The following is a 23,297-nucleotide window of genomic DNA, read 5'->3' on the forward strand; positions in this document are numbered from 1 at the left end:
ACATTTCCCTCTATCTCAACAACTTGATATGAGTGTACGTCAGTAGCTAGACTAAATGGATATGGTTATTTCTAGTCATCTTGTGAAGGCGCATCTTTTTCCATTAAACGATATAAACGTAAAGTAACAAATACGACGAGCCCCATAAATAGCGGCAGAATGAATAAACCCAGCTGCGCTTTAAAATGAAAAATTGCCCAAGCAGCCGCCAGTGTAACAACCAATGTGATTAAGATTTTAATGTTCATGTTTCACCTTCCCAATAGACCTAGATCGATTGTAATGGGTTATGACCAAAAAAGCCGTGATTGCAGCTGAATATCCAACCAAGCGGCTAAAATTAGCACCAAGCATCACTATTTGATTAAATTAGAAACAAAAATCCTCGCTATCAATCTCATTAATGGAGAAAAACCTTGCTCCATCGGGTTTAAATCGGTAATTTCTATCCCCTTAAGATTAGGGACGGGGTTGAGATGCCACACATTCGTATGCGAGGCTTACCGCAAGAGGCTGTTATTGACTTAAGCAGGGATCTTCTCGATACGCTAGCCGCTCGCTATAATGTCAGCGCAGAAGGTTTTACGCTTGATTGGGTACCTAGTATTAGTTATCGCCACGGAGAGGTAGACAGAGACTTTGTACAAGTAGAAGTGCTCTGGTTTCCCAAAGCCCCTGAAACGCATCACGTAGTTGAGCAAGATATTCGCCAAGCCATATTATCGGTTTATTCATCTGCGAAGCATATCTCAATCATGTTCACGGCATTAACGCCAAGTTGCTACTATCGTGATGGACATCATTTTTAAAGGAGGATGCCTTGCTGGATAAGCTAGGTGGAATTGCGTTACAACCCGATGCCATTCGCTGGTTGTTAACGCCCGCGGCACTTAAAGCCGAATTATTGCAGCAGATAGCCAAGGCTAAATTTGCGATAACCATAGCAGCGCTTTATCTTGAAGATGATGAAGCGGGGCGCGAAATACTTACAGCGCTGATGGAGGCCAAAGCCAATAATCCACAGCTCGATGTAACTGTATTGGTCGATTTTCATCGCGCGCGTCGTGGATTAATTGGCCACAAAGGCGATAGCGGTAACTATTTTATGTACCGCAAAGTCATCGAAGCCGCCAAACACCCAATCAAGATTTTGGGTGTCCCCGTGAAGTCACGCGAATTCATGGGCGTACTGCACCTTAAAGGCTTTATTATTGATGACACGGTAATATATAGCGGGGCAAGCTTAAACAATATTTACCTACACCAAGGTGATAAGTATCGCTTCGACCGGTACCATGTGATTGAATCTGCAGAGCTAGCCCGCTCAATGCGCCAAATGGTGCAAGACTATATCGTCGGCGATAAAGCCGTAACATCATTGACTCAACCCAAAGAGAGCGAGCAGTTACCGGATAAGCAAGACGTGCGTACGTTAAAAGCGCGTTTAGCAAAGGCTAAATATGATTTTAAACCGACAAAGATTGGTAACCGTATCACACCGGTTATCGGGTTAGGTCGTAAACGCAATAAGCTCAATAAACTGGTGATAGATTTAGTGTCGCAGTCATCTAAGTCACTGTTTATCTGCACACCATACTTTAATCCGCCCTATATTTTGTCTAGAGCGTTATCGAAGCATCTCAAGCAGGGGAAACGGATCGATATTGTGGTGGGTGATAAGACATCAAACGACTTCTTTATTCCACCAGAAGAAACTTTTTCCACTATCGGAGCATTGCCATACATGTATGAGCAATCGCTGCGCAAGTTTGCCAAGCGCCAACAGTGGGCGATTGAGTCGGGGCAGTTAAATATTCACTTGTGGAAACACGGCCGCAATAGCTATCACTTAAAAGGGATCAGTGCCGACAATAGACTGCACCTTATTACCGGTTCTAACCTCAATCCACGTGCTTGGGCGCTAGATTTAGAGAATGGTCTACTGCTGCAAGATGAATCAAATGCGTGGACGGATAAGTTTGAACAAGAGCAGCAACATATTCTTGAACACACTGAGCGTCTATATCATTACAGTCAACTTGAAACGCTAAATGATTATCCTGCGCCGGTGAGGAAGATCATGAATCGTATTCGTCGATTGAAAGCTGATTTTTTACTGCGGCGTATTCTTTAGCCACTAGTAGGTGGTTAACGAAAAGGGAAGGCGGCTCGTTTAGAAGCCGCCTTTTTGTATCTTATCTGCTCATAATGTGATTATGCTTGTGAGTTGTGACGTTAGTAGCACCATCAAAAAATCTCACACCTAAATCATTAATTGCATTAAATCATCTACCCACGACAGCGTTTAATATTTACCAAAGCTATACAAATTGAATGGTAGGCTGATATTATGGCACATATAAAGCGTTCAATAATTTTAAAGGCAACCGCTACCTCTATGGGTTTTCCATCGCACGCAGTGCATCTGCGCTATCAATATAGAAAAGCAATTTCAACCAGGCCTTACAATGCGCGTGGTAAAAACTTGGTCCGTTGTGACGCTTGTCTGTTAGCAAAACAGTTTTGCACCTGTGGATCTCGACGTCAGCTCACCTCGAATGCCAGTTTTTTGTTGATCATGTATGATGATGAGGTCTTAAAACCCAGCAATTCAGGACGCTTAATCGCGGATTTAGTGCCCGATACCCATGCATACATCTGGTCACGCACCCAAGTAAACCGAAAATTATTGGCGCTACTTAACGACCCGCAGTATCAAGCCTATCTGGTGTTTCCTAGCGAATATGCACAGCCTGGACAAACCGTGGTAGAAAAGGTCGAACCGATCGGGCCTTGTAGTGCGGGAGTCAACAAACGACCGTTATTTGTATTGCTCGATGGCAGTTGGCGAGAAGCGATAAAGATGTTTAATAAGAGTCCCTATTTACACTCTTTACCTATGCTATCTTTTACACCTGAAACTGCAGCTAAATATGGTTTACGTAAAGGCAGTCGAGACTTTCAGTTAGGGACAGCAGAGGTTGCGGCATTGGCCTTAGGTGTCGCTGGCGAAGCGCATAATGCAGCAAGTCTAAATGCCTGGTTTGCGTTGTTTATAGAGTCTTCGATGTTCAGTCGGAGCCGTAAGAGCACGCTAGACCGAACACCGCTTAATCAACTTACCTATGCTTTTCATCAAAGTCTGCACAAGTAGCTGTGGTTATAGGCTGTAACCGTTGCCATGACTACCTAGAACAGCGTCGAAGCCGTTCACCTTTGCCTTTTACATGCGTGTTCCCTATAGTAATAACTCACGTCAATGAATAGGGAACGCGTTTGTCACACATCTTTGCAAATCTGTTAGCTTTTTTTACCACGACATTATTTGGCTTAATCTTGTTGTTAACCGCCGCAGTGCCAAATACTTCTGACGCGACATTTAGAAACGCTATTGACCAAGCAAACGACTCCCTTCTTAGCTTTAATCGTTATCAGGCCACTTACTTCTGCAAGCAACGCCGCTGGGAGTTTTGTCAACGTTGGGCAAGCTTTGAAGTTACTCGTTTAGCCTAAATAAAAATTTCATTTCCATATACAACAAGCGCTTAACATTGTTTAATAGAAAAAGGATGATGGTAGAACCACTTGTTAGCAAGCAATTGACTGACGTTAATCAGTGTTATGATGAGTCGTTGTTGCTAATAAAAAGAGATGAACAAGGAAATTGGGTGTGTCTTCTTTATCGCAAGCAGAGCAATATTTGGTCAAAGGTGAATATCGATTAGCAGAGCAAACCTTCACCGAGCTGACTCATAATCGGCCTAGCAGCAAAGAGACTGGCTATGCCTTTATGGGGTTAGGGCAGCTAGCATTGATGGCAAAAAAAGGGGATGCGGCGGTTGAGCACCTAAGTCATGCCTGTGAGTTTTTGTCCGGTGAAATAAAGCCGCTCTGTTTACTTGCTGATGCATTTAATATGGTCAACGCTCACGAAGATGCACTAACTGTGCTTAACTACGCCAACCAAGTTGTTCCGGAATCTGCAACGCTGCGCTATCAATTGGCACAGCAACAAATTTTGATGGGGGAAAGTGAACAAGCTAAGGCACATCTAAAGCTGGCTATTGAACAATTATCCCAACGTTATCTTGATGCAACCGATCTGTTTTCCATAGAAGCGTTATCGCTATTTGCTAACTGCCTGTTGTCATTCAGTTGCTTACAAAAAGTGCAATTCGATAGACAACAGGTTGCGCCGTTAACTTGCCAAAGCGCTAACGCCCACTTCGATAGTCAAATTCAAACGCAGACATATGCATTACTAGAACTTTGCGATAAAAACTATCGCCAACACAGCTCCGTCGATGGCATTAAGGTGAGGCTTCACTACGCCTTAGCGAACCAATTTCATCGTCAAACTCACTACGCCCAAGCGTTAACCCATTATAAACAGGCCAATAGATCACAGTTTGAGCAATGTAAAGTGACAACCTCAGAGTTAACCGCTTACTTTGATTTAATTAAAGCCTTTGCAGGGCCTGATGCGTTGGCCATTCAAAGTGATCAAACATTTGATGTTACGCCAATCTTCATTTTAGGCTTGCCTAACAGCGGCGCTTCAAGACTTGAGCAGATGTTGTGTGCTCACCCACAAGTTGACAGTGCAGGGGAGTGCAGTTATTTAGCTGACGATGTACTCACGACCGCTTATAAACTTACTGCTAAACATTATCCACGAAGCCTGTCTGATCTGAGTACCGAGCAGCTCAATCATCTAGCAGAGCATTATCTCAATCGGCTCAAGCAGTTTGTGAACCCAGAATTTGATGCTAATGCGCTCAGTCATAGTAATCAAAGGTTTCATCCCGAAGTCACCCATATCATAGATAGACTACCTGCAAACTTTCAATCCATAGGACTGATTTATAAACTGTTCCCTCATGCCAAAGTGATAAATGTTCGTCGTGAGGCCAACGCAGTAAAATGGGCGGTATATCAGCGCTGCTTTGCCGGCAATCAGCCTTATTTTTGTTCGCTAACTGAATTTGAACACTATCAGCATGCCTACAACAGCCTTATGGCGCATTGGGACAAAACATTGCCCGGCGTCGTGTTCGATCTAGATGGTGAACGCTTGATTAGCGAAGCAGAAAAACAACTCAGCACGCTATTGCGCTTTTGCCAATTGCCAGAGGATGAATCGGTGATCACGCATAGTGCGGTTCAGTCCCAAGGCATTGCGGGTGATCAAGGATGGCAACACTATCAAAAGCTTATTTCAGGGCAAATGTGATACTCGCATCGACCTAAAAAAGCAGTGATTTAGAAAATAATAGCAAAAGCCACTTTCGCCTGATGCATGTTTACGCACTTATTTGCATAATCGTTAAAAATATCTCGGGGCTTATACTTTCTAAAGTGCATAAAGATAAATAGCTATTCACTTTCGGTAGAGAGTTAACCAACTGCCTTTTTAGTTTAAGGCTTAACATTAAAAAAACTTTTAATCTAAGTGATCGATTTCAAAAGGCAGGGCGTAATACTTGTTATGGTTTTGGTATCCATCGTCGCCAGAACTGTGTGACATGAATTAGAGTACGTCGCTCTCCGTGTGTATTCTACTTCTAGTTATGTCAGACACCCTTTTGAAGAGACCACTCCCTCCGGTCTCTTCTTTTTTTTTGTCTAATCGTGAGAATTTGCTCCAATCTCCTACTAAAGCAACTGTTTTATGGCACACTCTTGTGCAAGCTAATTAATAGATCACTGGTGATGACTGTTTGCCGTTAGTTTACTTTTTTACACTTTTGTTTAAGGACTTAGCGTGTTCAAATACTTGATGCCAGTAGTTGGCTCCGAGTTCAGCAATGACACGAGATTCACCATTCATGAGCATCGCCATCCCGAGATTCAGTTCTGGCGAGTAGGCAATTTCAGCCACATAACCTGCAACCCATCCCGCGTGATAGATAAGCGGTCGACCTTCAAACTCATAAACACGCCAACCTTTGCCATAATGGGCGTCATCCAAGTAAGCTTTCCATTCGCGCCGCCTAAGTTCTCTAGTGGTTCTCACGCCAGGGGTGGTGATATCTTCAAGCACTACAGGGCTAATGACATCGGGGCGTTGTCCCATATTGGCCATTAACCATTTTGCGATATCTGTGATACTGGCGTTTATCCCTGCTGCGGGAGAAAGTTGATAGTAGTTGGGTTTCACCTTCACTTGCCGAAAACCAAAGCGAGTCTTAATGTGCGGCGCTGCACGATTCTCTATTTGGGTAAACGCTTTATAGCCAATTGAGGCGGTTTGCATACCTAAGGACTCAAACAAACGTTGGGTGATCAAGCTTTCGTAGCTTTGTCCACTTTGTTGCTCAATGGCTTGCTCGATAAAAGAGAACGCGACATTTTGATAGCTGTAACACACGCCGGGATTACACATGGGCGTGAGCTTACTAAATTTAGGAACAATTTTATCAACCTTGATATTGGCATTGATCAAATTGTCATAGCTGTTTGGCATCAGGCCGGTGCTTTGGCCAATAATGTGACCAATAGTAATATCTTCGCTCTTAGCGGGTGGCGCTAAGGAAAACTCAGGTAGATAGCCTGTAATGGGCTGTTGCCAACTTAATTTGTGTTCATGCACTAATAGGCTGGCTAGGGCGCCAGCAAAGGTCTTTGATACCGACGCGAGCCGAAATACCGTATCGGCGTTGATGTTTTGCTTACCGCCTTTCTGGCGTTTACCATAAGTACTGAGTTTCAGCACTTTATCGCCTTCGACAATGACAAACGCACCGCCTGGCACCTTGTTCTTTTTCAGGCTCTGATGGAACTCTTGCTTAAAGTTATCACTCACAGCTTGATATTGTGAAGTTTGGGCACCAAAGCTATTAGCACTTACACCCAGTACTACGGCTAGTGAGATAAACAGCATTTTTAAAGACATGAAAATACCCAGAAATCCGTATGAATACGGTATTAGTTATTATAGTTGGTCAGTGTTTTTTCGTTTAGTTGCTTCGCATTAGCAAGTTTACCAAGGAGTTAGGCGCATAAGAGCTTTTGCGTTCTATCGGTGTAACATCTACCATTGAGCGTCAGATTATTTTTAAATGTCACACTTTTGACACATAGCTATACTAGCCAAGCGAAGTTAAAGATGTAAGCCTTTGACGCGCTAAAACGATGAGAGTGGCTATTTGCTGACCAGAATAGTCTCATTTGCGTATAATTAGTCCGCTCAAGTTGCGCTAGCGTGGCGAGGTATTGGCCGCATATAAAGATCACACCTTGCTGTTCGCCATCAGATAGGCAAGTTCCGCAATATTACTGACTTGCATTTTTTGCATCACTTTTTGTCGATGCAACTCAATAGTACGCTGGGCAATATTGAGCTCACTGGCGATAACTTTATTGAGTTTACCTTGCAGTACTTTGTGCATCACTTGTAATTCTCGGGGGGTTAGGGTGTTAATTCGCTCTACAATACTGGCTTGCAAGTTGTGTTCAGTAAAAGCGTTATTGGTTTGTTCAAGCGCTTTGGCAAGTAGATGATTTAGTTTATCGCCATCTACCGGCTTCTCAAGAAAATCAATTGCACCTTTTTGAATCGCTTGAACTGCCATCGAAATGGTACCGTGGCCTGTAAGCATGATGACACTGATAGGGCTGTTAGCCGATTTAATTTTAGTCAGTAGCTCGATACCATCTGTTCCTGGCATCTGAATATCTAAAATGGCGATAGCCGGCTGACTTAAATCGACACTCGCGAGAAACCTATCGGCACTTATATAACATTCAGTGCTGTGTCCAAGCGCCTCAAGCATCCAGCTAAGTGAGTCGAGCACATCTTGGTCATCATCGACTAGATAAAGATCACACATCTATTTGTCCCTTTAATGGAAGTGTAACTAATACAGTTAACCCCTTTGGCGGAATGGCTGAAATAAAGGTTAGATTGCCACGGGCTTTTAAATCATCTAACTCCGTGGTTGCCTTTTGATTGTTGAAGGCCCGAATTTTACCACCATGCTCCTCGACAATACGCTTACATACAACCATGCCTAATCCTAGGCCATTCGCTTTTGACGTTTCAAAAGGAAAAAATAATCGTTGTAGTGCGTCATCGTTCAGTCCGACCCCTGAATCTGTAATAACAATATGTACTTGGCCAGCGTCATCTAACACACTAATTTGTAATCTTGGTTTATGACTGGTTTCCATAGCATCTAAAGCATTACGGATCAGGTTAACCAAAACCTGCTGCATTAAACTTTGGTCTACTGAGACGGTTATCGGCCAAAGTGCCAACTGAGGGACTAATTTCATCCGTTTAAAATCTGGCTGCATTAAATTTAACGTCTCATCTATGAGATCCTTTAAATCACAATTTTGATAAACACTTGGCTGCTGGCAAAACTGGCGAAAACGCTTGATCGTGCTCTGGGCCCGATCGACCTGCAGAATGGTTTTATTGAGCGCTTGTTTTAAGTCAGTTTGAGTCTCATCCAGACGATAGATACAACCTTGAGTTAAGTATCTAATACCTGCCAATGGTTGATTTAACTCATGGGCGATACCCGAGGCCATCTCACCCGTTAAGAGTACACGCTGTGCCTTATAGAACTGCTTTTGCTGCTCAAACAGGGCTTTTTGGGTATGTTTATGTTGCGCCATCTCATCGCTTAAAGCCTTGGTGCGTTTAACCACGAGGCGTTTAACTCGAAGATGATGAAAGTAGCCTAACAGTAAACCAATAGCGATTAATAATGCCCAAGGTGTTGCATCTTCTGCCAAACGTTGCCAGTTGGTCACAAATGGCCAACGTTGGAGATTTTTTAATAGCGCAAAGACATGGCTATCATTGACCGGAACCGACCAATACTTGTAATGACCAGCGACCGCCTGTGTGTCTTGCGCGGTTATTGCTAATAACGCACGCACTATTGCAGAAGCCGCTTTATGATCGGTTTTACCTAACTTAGAAAATGCGTAGGAAGGATATAGTTGGCTAGAGGTTTGACAACCAATATCGCTATCCGTTTTGGGGAGCAGAATATGTAAAGCGTTGGGAGGAATAAGATGACGAGCTAATGCCGACTCCAGTACACAGGTTGGTAAAATCGCCACATCGGCACGACCATCTAGCACCTGATCAAGCAGTTTATCTTGTGGGAATCCAACAAAACTTAGGTGTTTTAAGTCAGCAAGTGGATTGAGCCCTTGTTTCACCATTTCGCCTGCAAGGATTTGAAAACCACCAAAGGCATTAGGATCTGACGACACAACCTTAAGGTGCATCAAATCTTGAAAATGCCGAATATTAAGTGATTGCTTAGCGATTAAGGCACTACCCACTGCATGTTCAGGTGAGACTTGATTGCGCGGCATCAAGGTCAACAGATGGCTTACGCCATAATCTTTTTTGAATGCTACCGTTATCAAAGCATTACCAATAATGAAGTCCAGTTCTTCCCTTGATACCTTTTCTACCAACTCATTAGGAGTAAGGGGAATAAGCTCTAGCGGAATACCTGTTTCCTGGCTGACGCGTGCTAATGTTGGTGCCCAGCGTTTATAAACGGCATCGGGTGCAGCAAACGCCAATGCACCAACTCTTAGAGGCGTGATGATAGTCGTGGTACTGACGCTGTGTTCACCTAGCTTTTCCGCAACATCATTGGTATCGGTAGCATTAGTAAAATGACTCGCATCCTCTTGTGCGACGGCGAAACAAGCACCGCATACCAACAGCAATGTCATCGATGTTCGTCTTAATGTGGGGCAGATAACACTGCAAAAACTAGAAATAGCACGTCGATTCATAAGTGCTCACGTCAGCGGAGAATTGAATCTATTATGGCGCATAACTCACTATTTTCTTAATCCCTTAATTAGCAGTGGTGATCTTGCTCACAGACAAAGTATGTATGCGGTAAACCGCTATATAAATATCAAGTGTTATTTATATATAATATTGATGGATTCATCTTTACTAGCGAAACAATATTAATATCAACAGACATGAAGTAGGACTAATTGCCAGTGAAAGAGTCAAATTTATTTGATTTAACTTTATCACCTTGTTCATTTAAATACCAAACGGCTTCGATATAATCCCTTTTATTCACATAGTCCAATGCTGTTTGTAATGGCATTAAAAATAACATTGTCGATATCACATCAGCGTACAACTGATGACTATTTAGTACAACGGTTGTAGCGATTCCTTTAGGTTTTGGATAAAGCGTTTTTGGATCGATAAGGTGGTGGTATTGCTGGCCATTAACCACAAAGTAACGCAAATAGTTACCGCTACTGACAACTGTAATATCCTTGCCTGTGATCACTTCATGATATTGACCTGATGGTTCATTACATTTGGCAAGCTGATAGTTACTCTTTTTACACACAGGATCTTCAACCGCAGTGGCAAACTGTCTTCCTTCAGGATGCAACCCCAAGTGTCTAATATTGCCACCAGCATTAATTATAAATTGCTCTGCACCATCTACCTTTAATTGATCGTAGACCTTCTCAGCCATCCATCCTTTTGCTATACCGCCTAAATCTATGCTCATTCCCGGTTTCATGCGCACTGTGTTATGGACACGATCTAATGAGACATCATCAATGTTGGTTAACAGTGCAGCATGATTTAACTCAGTTTGGCTAGGTATGGAGCATTCTGAGGCCTGACTATTACCTTTTAAACATGCAAAGCGATGAGTGCGCCAAAGATCGATCACTGGCGATAGTGCAATATTGAAATAACCACCGCTGCGCTGATGCCAATCGATGCCCGCAGCGATTAACTCTGTCAACAGTGGGTCAATCTGATGTTTTTCTGCTGGTGATTCGTTGATGGTCTTAATGTTAGTGACATGCCCATAGGTGCTGTAATTTGAGGCGAGATAGTGGTACTCCTGAATAACGGACAAGGCATTGCACAGCATCGATTTAGCCTTTTTGTGCTCTACGTTATACAGAGTTATTGACACCGAAGTACCAAAATAATTAACGGTATTTAGGCTGGCTTCATCATCATTAATGTTGATCAAAGCATTATTTTCACATTGATAGAAGTTGGATAACGTTGCTGGTGGGTATTTGTTTTGTGGCAAGTTATTAGCCAATGGGTCGCTACTGGCAAACACAGTTGAACTTATTGCTAACAATATTACTAAGGTAGTCAAATGTTGATTTATTAATTTCATAATATAGATTTCACACTATTAATTTACCTTAGAATTACCACGAATATACTGATAAGGTCAGTTGTATAACAAACAAATGTTAACTGCGTCATATTTATTAAAGTAAAACTTAAAACCTACGGTTTTCCGCAATTGTTGTTTATTTATGTGTCTTTATGCTGGTAGTCAATAACCAAATAAAAGGGTAATAAATAGATGGCAACGACTAATTTTTTTAAGCACAGTATTATCTACACGGCTATGACATTCGCAGCACTGACCACTGCTGGTTGTGCTAACCAGACGACACAGGGAAAGTATGTTGATGGCGTACATCAAGTACAAGCCAAAGGTAAAAAAAGTCAGATCAAGCTGGAAGTCAATGTCGAGCAAGGTAGCATCGTTTCTATAAAAACCAAGTCTCACAATGAAACAGAATCACTATTTCTTAATGCTGAACGTTTGCTTCCTCAAATCGTTAAAAACAATGGCCATGAGGGCATAGATGCCGTCTCTGGTGCGACCTACTCATCAAATGGCATTTTGAAAGCCGTAAACCGCATCCCACGTAGCAATGGTATTCAACCAGAGTATGTTGCTGTTGGCGCTAAAGATGATTCAAGCAGTGATGATTTTAAACTTAAGTGGTCAATTCAGCCAAAACTTGGGTTGATCACCGGCGATTACTACTACCAAGAGGCCCGCTTCCGTCAGGGGCACATGGGTAGTATGACGATAGTGACGAACTCGGACGACATAAATGATGTGATTTTGGCCGAATTTAATGAAAGCGGCCGTCCCAACTATTACACCCGTTTATACCAAGACGTTCCAAAGCGCATGTCTGAATACAATTTCTCTATGGGCAAGAAAAAAGGTACTGCTTGGGTACAGTCGGCGCTGACCATGGAAAAGTTAATGGTGACACAAGATAAACTCACTTTTGAGCCCAACCCAGATCATGATCCCAAGCTAGCCAATAAGTTAAAGGAACCAAACCGTCTTAAGTACCTAGGCATTGACGTTGTGGCCGGTGCATCGAACAGCATTCAACAATCTATGATCCCGCTTACCGCGAAGATCTATAACGATATTCACAGCAATGGCACTCACTATAAGTTTTATCAACATGCTGAAAAAATCAATAATGCAAAAGGCAAATGGACAGGCGTCACGGCGATGTTACGTATCGTCGTCGACACCGACACCAAGCAGATAACAAAGGCCCACTTTGACGAGATATTTGCAGATGAAAAAGCCCAAATTTCGGATGCATCACTTAAGAAGTTCTATCGCCAATCTAAGTATGACTCAATCAATTATGTAGAGCCTGCGCGAATCGGCTTTAACGTGATGATCGATGCACTTAATGTCCACCTACAAGAAGGTGGGTCGCTGTTCGATATCAATGATTTGCCAGCAACCGGTGACAGCGGTAGCTACGCTGCAACGGGTTTTACTAAACGTTCAGACGCTTGGGATCGTTATTTAGTCCAAGCTGAGATCCTTTATACCCAGATGCGTGCCGATGGGGTGATTGTTGAGCACAAAAAGCCTTCTTCTAAATAATTCAAAAAGACCAATAGAGATGATGATTATGAAAAATTTCACGCTTACAATATTAGCTAGCAGTATGTTTATCGCGCCACAGGTAATAGCCGATGATCTGATTGATGTTTACGGTCGGCTCGATTATTCGGTGACGAGTTCAGACAGCGGCAGCGCTACCCATAATGGTAAAAGTGGCACGATTCTAGAAAATAACTTCAGTCGCATCGGTGTTAAAGGTCAATCCGCACTTAATGAAGACTGGTCTCTTTTCTATAAAGTTGAAGTGGGTGTAAATGGTGCGTCGCAAGACAAAGGCAATAACCCATTTTCTGCTCGTCCAACCTTCATTGGCCTTAAGCATCAGGCTGCAGGTCAGCTTGCCGTTGGGCGCATCGATCCGGTATTTAAGATGAGTAAGGGCTTTGCCGATGCGTTTGATAATTACAGCTTGAAGCATGATCGTTTAATGCCCGGCGACAAGCGCCATGGTGACTCGTTTGAATACAAGAGCCCTAAATGGAATAAGTTGCAGCTTGGCGCTAGCTATCTAATGGAAGATAACTATTTTAAAGATTCTGACGTTCGTAAAGATAATGGTAACTATCAAGTTGCCTTGACATACGGTGATAAGTTTTTCAAAAGTGGGGATTTCTATCTAGGCGCTGCTTTCTCAGATGGTATTGAGGATATTAAAGCAACCCGTTTAGTTGGCCATGTAAAGTTCGATAAAGTGAAATTTGGCACCATTATTCAGCAGACTGAATTGGTCAACCCGACTAAGCCACATTACCAAGACAGAGACGGTATATGTTTCATTGTCAGTGCAACGTATCAAATTGATGAGCTGTTGCTGAAGCTACAATACGGTAATGATGATTCGGGAACCGGTAAAATTGCAGGCCGAGTGTACGATACGTTAGGTGAATCAGCTTTGTTGGTCCCTGAAGTGTCGCAATGGGCGGTTGGTGCTGAGTATCGCTTGTCAAAATCAACCCGTATTCATACAGAAGTAGGCCAGTTTGACGTTAAACAGTACGATGATTTTGACGACACCATCGTTAGCCTAGGTTTGCGTTTTGACTTCTAATACGTATTGAGCAATTTCATCTGCGTAACCCCCGCAGTTAAGCACATGGATGTGCCCCCCTTTAGTTTTATCGCCAATCGATTTCAACATTTGCCATCTTGCCCAAGTTACAGGCTTCACACAGAATTTGCAGATTATCGATATCTAACGCTAATTCAGGATAGCGGCATCTCGGTTTTATGTGGTCGACATGCAACACGGCACCACTTTTTGGTGTAGCACCACAACAGACACAACGCCTTTCATAATACTCTAACGCCTGTAGACGCAGCGCCCGCCAAGCCTTGGTTTTATAAAAATCGACAGTTTGATCTGTTTGTAGGTCCTCAGCGGGGGCATTAAAGCTTAAGTGACCTTGTGAACCACTGAAAAAAGAGGCATTAATGTCCACTTCCTCACGATGCTTAGGCAACCACTTGTTGATGTTGCGTAAAGCGCTTTTCTCAGTTTTATAATGCTTGGTTCTAATACTATCACCGAGCCTAAACGTCACACTAAACAATCGCTCCATACTTGCCTCGCTAAATTTTTGAAACCGGCTTTATTTCATCACGTTACTCTTTTTGATGGTCAGGTTTAAGGTTATCATGAGCAACCAAGGATTAGGAGCACACCATGCAGATAGCCAATAGCCCTCGATTACAGTTTGAGATGATCACTTATCGTGATGCCGATTTACTGTTTGAACTTGACCAAGATCCACAAGTCATGCGCTACATTAATGGTGGTACACCTTCAACAATGTCTGATATCACGGAAAAATTTATTCCACGCGTCGAGGCCTTTACTAACGTAGAAAAAGGATGGGGATTATGGAAAGTGACAACACTTGCCTCTGAAGACCCACGGCCAGCACAGTTTATCGGTTGGATTTTAGTGCGCCCAATGGATTTCTTCAGTGATCAGCCCAACTGTCATGATATTGAAATTGGCTGGCGATTTAAACGATGCAGTTGGGGTAAGGGTTATGCCACAGAAGCGGCACATGCTGTGGCTGATGCGATTGCAGCGCAACCGGAGGTGACTCATCTCTCAGCCATTGCTGATGACGCTAATTTCGGATCCATTAATATCATGAAAAAACTCGGCATGGATTTTATTAAAGTCGATACCTATGACGTACATGGCCGTGATGTTGACGTCGTCTGCTACCAAAAGCGCGTTAAATAGCTGCAAGCACACCAATTTAGTAAGCAGATGTGTTCTATAGCTAGCCTTCTCCTTGCTAGCTTTGTTAACATTCGACACAAAATCGCCACACATACGCGACCTTTACGGTGTGAACTATCACCTTAAGGGCTATCTGTATGGGCGACGTATTGACATTATTCTTATAAAAGGGAACTCCATGTATCGTATCGTCACCTCAGGGCTTGTGACTGCGGCGCTCATTAGTAGTGCACCGTTAAGCGCGAATGAATTTGTGTTAAGTAAAGTAGCCAAACCGATATCTCAAGCGATAAAACTGTCTCTGGACCCAGCGCTGGATAACTTTTCTGGATCAACACAAATCCAAATTGAAGTGTTGAACAACACCAAAACTATCGATATCAATGGCGTTGCCTATACGGCCACTAATATTAAACTCGATGGCGTCAGCCAATGTGACATGACATCAAAAATGCTTGATACTGGCATTGTTAAACTCCATTGTGCTAACGAAATCGTCCCCGGCAAGTACACATTGTCGATGGATTTTACTGCCCCCTATAATCGTCAGTCGGTTGGCCTTTATAAGACAATAGATGGTGATTTGCCGTACCTGTTTACTCAGTTTGAAATGAGCGACGCGCGACGCGCATTCCCCGTTTTTGACGAACCAGAGTACAAAATACCATTTCAGGTGACCATCACGGCCCCAAGCGGTGACAAGGTTTATAGCAACACTCCAGAAATCAGTACTAACGTGGCAGGGGAAATGACTACCCATACCTTTGCGCAGACAAAACCTATCTCATCTTATCTCGTCGCGTTTGCTGTAGGTCAGTTTGAAGAGATTGAAGTAACTGGCATGAAAGTGCCGGGAAGGGTGATCACCACTAAAGGAAAAATTGAGTTAGCGAAATATGCTGCCCAGCAGATGCCTGTGGTGCTTGGTGCGTTAGAAGAGTATTTTGGTGTCGATTATCCCTACGCTAAATTGGATTCAGTTGCGGTGCCGGAGTTTCCTTTTGGAGCGATGGAAAACGCAGGCTTGGTCACTTACCGTGAAGATATTTTGCTACTGGATGATAACAGCGCGACCCAAAATGCACGTCAACGTACGGTATCGATAATCGCTCATGAATTGGCACACCAGTGGTACGGTAACTTAGTGACCATGGCGTGGTGGAATGACTTATGGCTTAACGAAGCCTTTGCAAGTTGGATGGCCTCTAAAATTACCCATCAGACTCATCCAGAGTTTGAATCAAACCTACGCCTGTCTAAAAACCGTGTTATGGGCGTCGATGCTCGGCTATCCACCAAACCAATCCGCAAACCCATTAATACCGAAGCCGATATCATGGATGGCCTAGGCTTAGCATACAGCAAAGGCGAAGCCGTGCTGTCAATGGTTGAGAACTGGATAGGCGAAGAGGCATTCAAAGCGGGGATCCGCGATTATATCAAGACACATGCCTATAAGAACACCACTGCAGATGATCTATGGAACGCCTTGGCAAAAGCCTCAGGCAAAGATGTCGCACAAGTGCTGAAAACCTTTATTGAACAATCCGCTTATCCACTTATCACTGCTAAGGTGTCTGGCAATCGACTCACCTTATCACAGCAACGCTTTGTTACTGCAGGCACCGAAGCGCCAGCACAAACGTGGACTGTTCCCGTATCTGTTAAATTTGGTGGCACTAAGCTAACCAGTGAACAAACACTGCTGCTTGATGCGCCAAGTAAAACCTTCGAATTACCCTTTGCACCAGCTTGGGTATTTCCTGATGCACAAGGTATGGGCTACTACCGCTGGTTGCTTGAAGCTAAGCAGATGGACACCTTATTAAGCCACGCTAAAACGGCCCTTAACCCAAGGGAGCGCAAAGCCTTGATCTCAGCAGCAGATGCTTTATTGGACGCTGGCTTTATCTCAGGTGGCGATTTACTTAAAATTTTAGGTGAGTTCGTTAATGATCCACATCCACAAATCGTCTCCAATGCGCTGGGTTATCTGCAAGCGCAAAAAGGGACATTTATCGATGACAGCAACAGAGAATTGTGGGCGAAGTTTGTCACTAAGCGGGCCAAACTAGCCGTTGACACATACGGGCTAACCACCAAGGCAGGTGAAGACCCACAGATCAGTAAATTGCGCCCTATGTTAATTGCATTGCTTGGGTTTGAAGGTCAAGACCCTGAAATCATTGACACGGCTAAGGCCCAAACTGCTGCGTACTTAGACAAGGCAAGCAGCGCTGACCCATATCTTATTGCAACATATCTGCAAGTTGCTGTCTTTAATGGGGATGCCTCATTAATCAAACAGATTAAGACGGTATTTGAGACAACCAAAGATCCGCAGCAAAGAACCAATCTGCTCTATGCACTGGGCTATGCGCCTGCAGGAGCAATGCAGCTAGATGTTTTGGCTTACAGCATAACAGATAAATTAACGGCGCCAGATTTAAGTTATCTGTTTAGCGGGCAGAGCTACACCAAAGAACGGGAAGTGGTATTTAGAGATTGGGCCTATGCAAATTACCCAGCACTTGCTGAAAAACTCCCACCGTTCGCACTGCCACGTTTGCCAGCTTTTGTCGCTGGCGGTTGCGAACTTGCGCCACTTGCTCGTGCCAATACATTTTTTAGCACTAAGATTGAGCAAGTACCTGGTTATGCGCGCAGTTTATCGAAGCTTGATGAACAAGTTAACAATTGCGTTCAGTTAAAAATACGTGAGCAAGCAAGCGTAGACCACTATCTAAAACAGCTTTAGGTAGAACCGAACGAGAAAAGGCCCGCTAAGCGGGCCTTTTTATTTTAAGGCGATTGAAAACCTAATAACACATGACTCAACAGTAAATAATTGGTCTAAGGAATTAATAGCCTTTAGCTAATGTAAATCTAGTTCTTCTTTGGTAAAATGCGGCAAAATTTCCAGTGAGAGTTAACTATGCCAATGTATGTTGTGGGACATAAGATCCCAGATTCAGATTCAATTTGCGGCGCTATCGCACTTGCTTATCTCAAGAACCAAATCGGCGAAGCGGCTATTGCTGCCCGTCTTGGTGAACTATCACCTGAAACGGCTTTCATTCTTGACCGCTTTGGCTTTGAAGCACCAGAGTTTAAAGAGCGCTACGCTGGTGAAGAGGTCTATATTGTCGATCATTCTGAGCTTACCCAAGCGCCAGATGATATTGCCCAAGCGACGATAGTTGGTATTGTTGATCATCATAAACTTGGCGACTTGACCACATCTACTCCGCTAGAGTGCTGGATCCGTCCAGTGGGTTGCAGTAACACTGTGATAAAAATGATGTACGATTTCTATAGTGTTGAAATCCCAGCCGATATTGCAGGCATCATGCTTTGTGCCATCTTAAGTGATACCGTTATCTTTAAGTCTCCAACTTGCACCACAGCTGATATCAAGTGTGTCGAAGCACTGGCAGAAATCGCGGGGGTTGAAGATTACAAAGCCCTTGGTATGGAGATGTTTAAGGTTAAGTCTGCTGTTGAAGGCACACCTGCACGTGATCTTGTAATGCGTGACTTTAAAGATTTCAATATGAACGGTAACTTAGTCGGTATCGGCCAGCTAGAAGTTATCGATCTTTCGGTGTTTGACGACATTAAAGCCGAGCTTGAAGCTGATATTGCAGCACTAAAAGCCGAAGGTAATCGCCACAGCGTATTATTGCTGCTTACTGACATCATGAAAGAAGGTTCTGAAGTGTTAGTGGTTTCAGACGACAGTGAGCTAACCAGCCGAGCTTACGGTAAAGCGACTGAAAACGGCAGAGTTTGGTTAGACGGTGTACTTAGCCGTAAAAAGCAAGTAGTACCGCCACTACAGGATGCGTTTGCTTAAACGTAATACGAAAAAAGCCGGTTGATACCGGCTTTTTTGTTTTGATTGATAATTGCCAATCGTTTTAGTTATCGCTACTCTTTGCCTGCTGTTTAACATGGTCTCTGAGCTTCTTTAGCCTTTTGTCAGCAATGCCATATACTGACTCTTCAGGATAATCTTCAAACTCAAAATCTCGCTCGCCAGCAACAACGCCAGTTAATATTTCCACGGCTTCACTGACATGGTCTATTGCCCAAATAGAGAAAGTCCCTTTTTTGACGGCATCGACAATATCAGCTCGTAGCATCAAGTTTTGTGCATTGGATTTGGGAATGATCACGCCTTGACTATCGCACCGTCCCTTAATTGAACAGACGTCAAAGAAGCCTTCTATTTTTTCATTCACGCCGCCTATAGGCTGTGCTTGACCAAATTGGTTCATCGACCCCGTTATTGCGACATCTTGACGTAATGGCAGTTTCGAAAATGCCGAGATGATGGTGCATAGCTCCGCCATCGACGCACTGTCACCATCAACACCACCATAATTTTGCTCAAAGGTCAGGTGAGTAGTTAACGGAATTTTATCAGTTTGGCCCAGTACAGTCGCCAAGTAAGCGGTTAATATCATCACCCCTTTTGAGTGAATGCTACCACCGAGCTCAACTTTGCGCTCAATATCAAATACTGCACCGTCACCATAAGCCACCGTTGCAGTGATTCGATTTGGTGCACCGAACTGATGGTCGGAAGTTGATAACACCGACAATGCGTTGATCTGACCAACAACACTGCTTTGAGTATCGATTAACGTGGTACCGTTAACGAAGCTCTGCATAATATTATCTTTGAGACGACAGACTCTGTGCTCATGGTTGCGCAGCGCCTGATCGACATGGCCAACGCGGATCATGTTTGAGTGACTCGCTTTTGCGACATAGTTCGCCTCGCGCAAAAGGTTAGCGATGTCAGCAGAATGTAAAGACAACTTATTCTGTGCATCGGCCTGACGAGCACTAAATTCAATGACACGTTTAATTGCAGCTCTGTCGCAATGCAACATTTTATTACCATGCACTATGCTAGAGATAAACTTTGCGTATTGCGCCTCAGACTCGTCAGTGCGTACCATCTCATCTTCAAAATCGGCGGTGACTCTAAATAGTTCCTTGAACTCAGGATCATAGTGCTGCAACAGCTGATAGGTCTGATAGTCACCAAACAAAATGATTTTGACATCCAAAGGGATAGCTTCTGGGTCAAGCGATATGGTACCCGACAGCGTTACTTCACGTTCAAGCGAGCTAAGGCTAAGCTTACGAGACCGTAAGGCGCGCTTTAGGCCATCCCAAACATAGGGCTGTTCGAGGACCTTAATGGCGTCAATCATCAGTACGCCACCATTCGCTTTATGTAAACTGCCGGCTCTGATTAAAGAAAAGTCGGAAAAAATGGTGCCTTTAAAGGTCGCATTTTCTATATAGCCAAAGATATTGTGATAATTGGGGCTTTCTTCAACCACAATAGGCAAACTTTGAGAGCCATGATTAACCAATACATTGACTTGATAACGACGTGGCATTTTTTTCTGCAATGAAGCATAAGAGATAGCGACTTGCTCTTCATTCTGCTCGAGAAAGATATCTAAATTATCAATGATATCATTGTGCATATCATTAAGATGGGCCTTAACCTCACTTTGATCAGCATAAGTCAGTTTTAACGGCTCAAGTAGGTGTACCAGTACATCTTGGGCTACCTGTTCATCATGCTTTTGCTGCTTATCAGAGTAGGTTTCTTCCCACACAGTAAACTTGCGTACCACTTCACGTAACTTAGACTCAAGCTCACTGATATTTTCTTCTAACAGATCTTGCTCTTTATTCGATAATGCGGCAAAACTCTCTTCGGTATGGGCTTCTTCGCCATTCATCGCCACTAATTCGTAACTGCCTTGTGCCGTTATCGACAAGGCGACATGTTTTGAGCTGGCCTCTTTGGTTAACCGATTGAGCGCCGCTTCCTGTTTTGCTGCCAACTGCGATTTGAGTTTGTCAGCGCGAGAATAGTAAATCTCATTGTCAAAAGCTAAGGGCAGGGCTTTAACCAAGCGCTTCATTAGCTGCTCAATAGCTTTTTTAAATTTTGTGCCTTCACCTTGAGCCAATTTTAATACTTTTGGCGTTCTAGCTTCGTCAAAATTGGCGACATAACACCAATCATAAAGAGGGGTTGCATTGCCATTTGGATCATATCTATCTAAATAGCGCATCACCATTGTACGCTTTCCTAGACCGTTACGGCCAATCGCGTAGATATTATAACCTTTATCTTTCATTGACATAGCAAACTCAACAGCTTGCTGGGCGCGTTCTTGCCCCACAATTTCATTCAGTGGGGTTAAATGCTTAGTAGACTTAATATCAAGCGGTAAGCCATTGAGTTCACAGTGGCGGTAAAGTTTGTCACTGGTAAGAGGGGAAATTGGCATAGATGAATTACCTCATATGACAGATATTGATCTCAGTGTAGGCATGAGATTTTTAAATTTCAGTACTTAATTGATGGATCCCCCTTTTTTACCTCGATAATCAAGTTAAACGGTTAATATATAGGCAGATAAGCGCTTCTGGCGGATTAACTGACTAAGAAATGCGGTAAAGCCATTTGGTTAAGTTATTCATATCAAGCTTTCCTCTCCAAGCTGATGGTCTATCCAGTATGTTTAACCAGATCAACGTAGTAGGTTTTACCCAGCTATACTTTGTTTTATTAACAGGGAATGTATTCGAATAACAATAACGTGAGAGATGACCATGTATGATATCCAGTCACAGCTCCCTCAAGACCTACTCCAATTTATTGCTGGTGACTCTCACCTGCTGCAAATGACTATAGATACCTTGCCTGTGCCGATTTTTTATAAAGATGTGCAGGGGATTTATTTAGGCTGCAACAAGGCGTTCGAGGACTTCATCAAATTAAAACGTGAAGAGTTGGTAGGGTTCAGTGTGCATCAACTGTTCGATAAAGAACTCGCCGACATTTATCAGGCTGCAGATCAGGCGCTATTTAGTAACCCTGGTATCCAAATATATGAGAAGCAAATACGTACCAGCGTTGGTGAGGATGTTTATGTTAAGTTCCATAAAACCAGCTTTAACGACAGTAACGGCAATGTAGCAGGGCTTATAGGCGTTATTTTTGATATTACCGAACAGAAAAAGCTAGAGATGAAGTTGCAACGCAAAGCTGCTTATGATGATTTAACAGGTTTACTCAATCGCTGCGAAGGAATGCGAATTGGCTTAGAACGCTTTGATAACGCAATAGCTACTGGAAATGATTTTGGGCTAATAATGATAGACGTCGATCATTTTAAGGAGATTAACGATAACTATGGCCACGGAGTAGGAGATGAAGCCTTGCGTCACATAGCGATGACGTTAGCCCAATCTATCACCTCAAATGAAATCTTAATTCGTTGGGGCGGCGAAGAGTTTATCGTACTCGTCATGGCGGGTACTGTTGATTCTAAATCATTTGCCCATCATCTACAAAAGACTGCCGAGCAGTGCCGCCAGACCCTTGTTCAAACCCCTTTTACTCAAGTCACACCAGCGCAGACCATAACGATCAGTTGCGGTTTGGCTTACTTTACGGGGAAAAGCTGGGAGCAATTGCTTCACGATGCCGACCTAGCCTTATATAGAGCAAAAGACAAAGGGAGAAACACGGTTTCTTTTTGAGCATGAGAACTCAATTCTGTCACTTATCTACAAATGGTCTTAATAATTGTCACTACGATCTCCGGTTACTTGGTATTCCGGTCTGCCCCACATCAACTAGGGTGAGCTCTACAAAGCAACAGATTGAAGAGCTCTACAGGAAATGGAAATAGATAGAATTGTAACCCCTTATACTTGCGCACTATTCAGTGCAAACCCATTACCTAAATGGATTAGCAGACTTTTGAGTAAAATTCTCAATAACTACTTGGAACCATGTTACAGTTTGCGCCGTAACACTTAATTAGGAGTAAAGGCTTAAACAGCTTTCAGATATGCGAAAATCAGACAAAAAGTTAGATAATTTACTTTGTGCAGTGTTAACTAATGTGTGCCAAAAGGCTATTGATCATGTCTCGGGATTTCAATGGTTAACGCATACTGTAGACTTTTCAAACTACCCTAATAGCATAAAGGTTGTATGTGTATTTGATACAAATGAAAGTCTAAATAACTTTGTGAATTCTGAACATAATTATTATCTTACATCACTTATTCATGAGCAATTTGAAAGCAATCACATTAGGCTTAAAAACGTTACAAAGCATGTTTATTACGACTCAGAACAGCGTTGTGATGAACAAAACGGCGGTAACTGGGCTTTAAGGCTAACTAATGACAAGCGAAACAGTACACTTCCTTCTAGGTAAGTTTAATTACGAACCTATGAGTTAAAAAACGTTAAGCCGTGAGCGCTACTAATTTAAGTTCGAAAAAGG

18 protein-coding genes are annotated in these 23,297 nt (G+C 43.1%); 11 read left to right on the forward strand and 7 right to left on the reverse strand.

The window, feature by feature from the left end:
• Positions 1-71: 71 nt before the first annotated feature.
• Entirely contained in the window at positions 72-248 is a 177-nt protein-coding gene (locus tag L876_RS22900; protein ID WP_139151927.1) for a hypothetical protein, read from the reverse strand.
• 228 nt (positions 249-476) lie between these two features.
• Here L876_RS22900 and L876_RS0111190 point away from each other — a divergent pair, with 228 nt between their 5' ends.
• From L876_RS0111190 to L876_RS0111210, 5 genes are all read left to right on the forward strand, one after another.
• Positions 477-809: a DUF1904 family protein gene (locus L876_RS0111190; RefSeq protein WP_028763899.1), complete on the forward strand. Its 333-nt coding sequence runs from the start codon at positions 477-479 to the stop codon at positions 807-809.
• 11 nt (positions 810-820) lie between these two features.
• A complete protein-coding gene (gene pssA, locus L876_RS0111195; RefSeq protein WP_028763900.1) occupies positions 821-2,134 on the forward strand; it encodes a CDP-diacylglycerol--serine O-phosphatidyltransferase in 1,314 nt (437 codons plus the stop codon).
• A gap of 264 nt (positions 2,135-2,398) precedes the next feature.
• A complete protein-coding gene (locus tag L876_RS0111200; protein WP_028763901.1) occupies positions 2,399-3,154 on the forward strand; it encodes a tRNA-uridine aminocarboxypropyltransferase in 756 nt (251 codons plus the stop codon).
• A 122-nt stretch (positions 3,155-3,276) separates the two neighbouring features.
• On the forward strand, positions 3,277-3,513 hold the full coding sequence (locus L876_RS0111205; protein ID WP_028763902.1) for a hypothetical protein: 237 nt from the start codon (positions 3,277-3,279) through the stop codon (positions 3,511-3,513).
• Positions 3,514-3,670: 157 nt separating this feature from the next.
• Positions 3,671-5,233 (forward strand): tetratricopeptide repeat-containing sulfotransferase family protein, encoded by a 1,563-nt coding sequence (locus tag L876_RS0111210; protein WP_028763903.1) that lies wholly within the window; start codon positions 3,671-3,673, stop codon positions 5,231-5,233.
• A gap of 498 nt (positions 5,234-5,731) precedes the next feature.
• Here the strand turns inward: L876_RS0111210 and L876_RS0111215 are convergent, their stop codons facing one another.
• From L876_RS0111215 to L876_RS0111230, 4 genes are all read right to left on the reverse strand, one after another.
• On the reverse strand, positions 5,732-6,895 hold the full coding sequence (locus tag L876_RS0111215; RefSeq protein WP_028763904.1) for a serine hydrolase domain-containing protein: 1,164 nt from the start codon (positions 6,893-6,895) through the stop codon (positions 5,732-5,734).
• Between the two features lie 337 nt (positions 6,896-7,232).
• On the reverse strand, positions 7,233-7,832 hold the full coding sequence (locus tag L876_RS0111220) for a response regulator transcription factor (protein WP_028763905.1): 600 nt from the start codon (positions 7,830-7,832) through the stop codon (positions 7,233-7,235).
• Positions 7,825-9,774 (reverse strand): sensor histidine kinase, encoded by a 1,950-nt coding sequence (locus L876_RS0111225; RefSeq protein WP_248674579.1) that lies wholly within the window; start codon positions 9,772-9,774, stop codon positions 7,825-7,827. Before L876_RS0111225 ends, L876_RS0111220 begins: the two co-directional genes overlap by 8 nt.
• Positions 9,775-9,983: 209 nt before the next feature.
• Positions 9,984-11,165 (reverse strand): FAD:protein FMN transferase, encoded by a 1,182-nt coding sequence (locus L876_RS0111230; RefSeq protein WP_037428498.1) that lies wholly within the window; start codon positions 11,163-11,165, stop codon positions 9,984-9,986.
• 195 nt (positions 11,166-11,360) lie between these two features.
• Here L876_RS0111230 and L876_RS0111235 point away from each other — a divergent pair, with 195 nt between their 5' ends.
• Together L876_RS0111235 and L876_RS0111240 are read left to right on the forward strand one after the other, a co-directional pair.
• The gene (locus L876_RS0111235; RefSeq protein WP_028763908.1) at positions 11,361-12,713 is read left to right on the forward strand and encodes an FMN-binding protein; all 1,353 of its coding nucleotides are present in this window, start codon (positions 11,361-11,363) and stop codon (positions 12,711-12,713) included.
• A gap of 28 nt (positions 12,714-12,741) precedes the next feature.
• Positions 12,742-13,782: a porin gene (locus L876_RS0111240; protein ID WP_037428502.1), complete on the forward strand. Its 1,041-nt coding sequence runs from the start codon at positions 12,742-12,744 to the stop codon at positions 13,780-13,782.
• A gap of 67 nt (positions 13,783-13,849) precedes the next feature.
• Here the strand turns inward: L876_RS0111240 and L876_RS22315 are convergent, their stop codons facing one another.
• Positions 13,850-14,293 (reverse strand): HNH endonuclease, encoded by a 444-nt coding sequence (locus L876_RS22315; protein WP_051413087.1) that lies wholly within the window; start codon positions 14,291-14,293, stop codon positions 13,850-13,852.
• A gap of 104 nt (positions 14,294-14,397) precedes the next feature.
• Between L876_RS22315 and L876_RS0111250 the strand changes: the two genes are divergently transcribed.
• From L876_RS0111250 to L876_RS0111260, 3 genes are all read left to right on the forward strand, one after another.
• Positions 14,398-14,952: a GNAT family N-acetyltransferase gene (locus L876_RS0111250; protein WP_028763910.1), complete on the forward strand. Its 555-nt coding sequence runs from the start codon at positions 14,398-14,400 to the stop codon at positions 14,950-14,952.
• 178 nt (positions 14,953-15,130) lie between these two features.
• Complete coding sequence (locus tag L876_RS0111255) at positions 15,131-17,710, forward strand: M1 family metallopeptidase (RefSeq protein WP_051413088.1); 2,580 nt, start codon at positions 15,131-15,133, stop codon at positions 17,708-17,710.
• 177 nt (positions 17,711-17,887) lie between these two features.
• Complete coding sequence (locus L876_RS0111260) at positions 17,888-18,808, forward strand: manganese-dependent inorganic pyrophosphatase (RefSeq protein ID WP_028763912.1); 921 nt, start codon at positions 17,888-17,890, stop codon at positions 18,806-18,808.
• A 64-nt stretch (positions 18,809-18,872) separates the two neighbouring features.
• On the opposite strand, the gene L876_RS0111265 is transcribed toward L876_RS0111260, so the two are convergent.
• Entirely contained in the window at positions 18,873-21,281 is a 2,409-nt protein-coding gene (locus L876_RS0111265) for a Lon protease family protein (RefSeq protein ID WP_028763913.1), read from the reverse strand.
• A 325-nt stretch (positions 21,282-21,606) separates the two neighbouring features.
• Here L876_RS0111265 and L876_RS0111270 point away from each other — a divergent pair, with 325 nt between their 5' ends.
• The gene (locus L876_RS0111270; protein WP_028763914.1) at positions 21,607-22,539 is read left to right on the forward strand and encodes a GGDEF domain-containing protein; all 933 of its coding nucleotides are present in this window, start codon (positions 21,607-21,609) and stop codon (positions 22,537-22,539) included.
• Positions 22,540-23,297: the final 758 nt, after the last annotated feature.

The sequence above is a fragment of the Shewanella colwelliana ATCC 39565 genome (assembly GCF_000518705.1).
Taxonomy (GTDB): Bacteria; Pseudomonadota; Gammaproteobacteria; order Enterobacterales; family Shewanellaceae; genus Shewanella; species Shewanella colwelliana.

What these genes read in the sequence shown, in the direction of transcription:
- L876_RS22900 (WP_139151927.1), bottom strand. Translation starts at nt 248, where the DNA reads ATGAACATTAAAATCTTAATCACATTGGTTGTTACACTGGCGGCTGCT.
- L876_RS0111190 (WP_028763899.1), top strand. Translation starts at nt 477, where the DNA reads ATGCCACACATTCGTATGCGAGGCTTACCGCAAGAGGCTGTTATTGAC.
- L876_RS0111200 (WP_028763901.1), top strand. Translation starts at nt 2,399, where the DNA reads ATGGGTTTTCCATCGCACGCAGTGCATCTGCGCTATCAATATAGAAAA.
- L876_RS0111215 (WP_028763904.1), bottom strand. Translation starts at nt 6,895, where the DNA reads ATGTCTTTAAAAATGCTGTTTATCTCACTAGCCGTAGTACTGGGTGTA.
- L876_RS0111220 (WP_028763905.1), bottom strand. Translation starts at nt 7,832, where the DNA reads ATGTGTGATCTTTATCTAGTCGATGATGACCAAGATGTGCTCGACTCA.
- L876_RS0111225 (WP_248674579.1), bottom strand. Translation starts at nt 9,774, where the DNA reads ATGAATCGACGTGCTATTTCTAGTTTTTGCAGTGTTATCTGCCCCACA.
- L876_RS0111230 (WP_037428498.1), bottom strand. Translation starts at nt 11,165, where the DNA reads ATGAAATTAATAAATCAACATTTGACTACCTTAGTAATATTGTTAGCA.
- L876_RS0111235 (WP_028763908.1), top strand. Translation starts at nt 11,361, where the DNA reads ATGGCAACGACTAATTTTTTTAAGCACAGTATTATCTACACGGCTATG.
- L876_RS0111240 (WP_037428502.1), top strand. Translation starts at nt 12,742, where the DNA reads ATGAAAAATTTCACGCTTACAATATTAGCTAGCAGTATGTTTATCGCG.
- L876_RS22315 (WP_051413087.1), bottom strand. Translation starts at nt 14,293, where the DNA reads ATGGAGCGATTGTTTAGTGTGACGTTTAGGCTCGGTGATAGTATTAGA.
- L876_RS0111250 (WP_028763910.1), top strand. Translation starts at nt 14,398, where the DNA reads ATGCAGATAGCCAATAGCCCTCGATTACAGTTTGAGATGATCACTTAT.
- L876_RS0111255 (WP_051413088.1), top strand. Translation starts at nt 15,131, where the DNA reads ATGTATCGTATCGTCACCTCAGGGCTTGTGACTGCGGCGCTCATTAGT.
- L876_RS0111260 (WP_028763912.1), top strand. Translation starts at nt 17,888, where the DNA reads ATGCCAATGTATGTTGTGGGACATAAGATCCCAGATTCAGATTCAATT.
- L876_RS0111265 (WP_028763913.1), bottom strand. Translation starts at nt 21,281, where the DNA reads ATGCCAATTTCCCCTCTTACCAGTGACAAACTTTACCGCCACTGTGAA.
- L876_RS0111270 (WP_028763914.1), top strand. Translation starts at nt 21,607, where the DNA reads ATGTATGATATCCAGTCACAGCTCCCTCAAGACCTACTCCAATTTATT.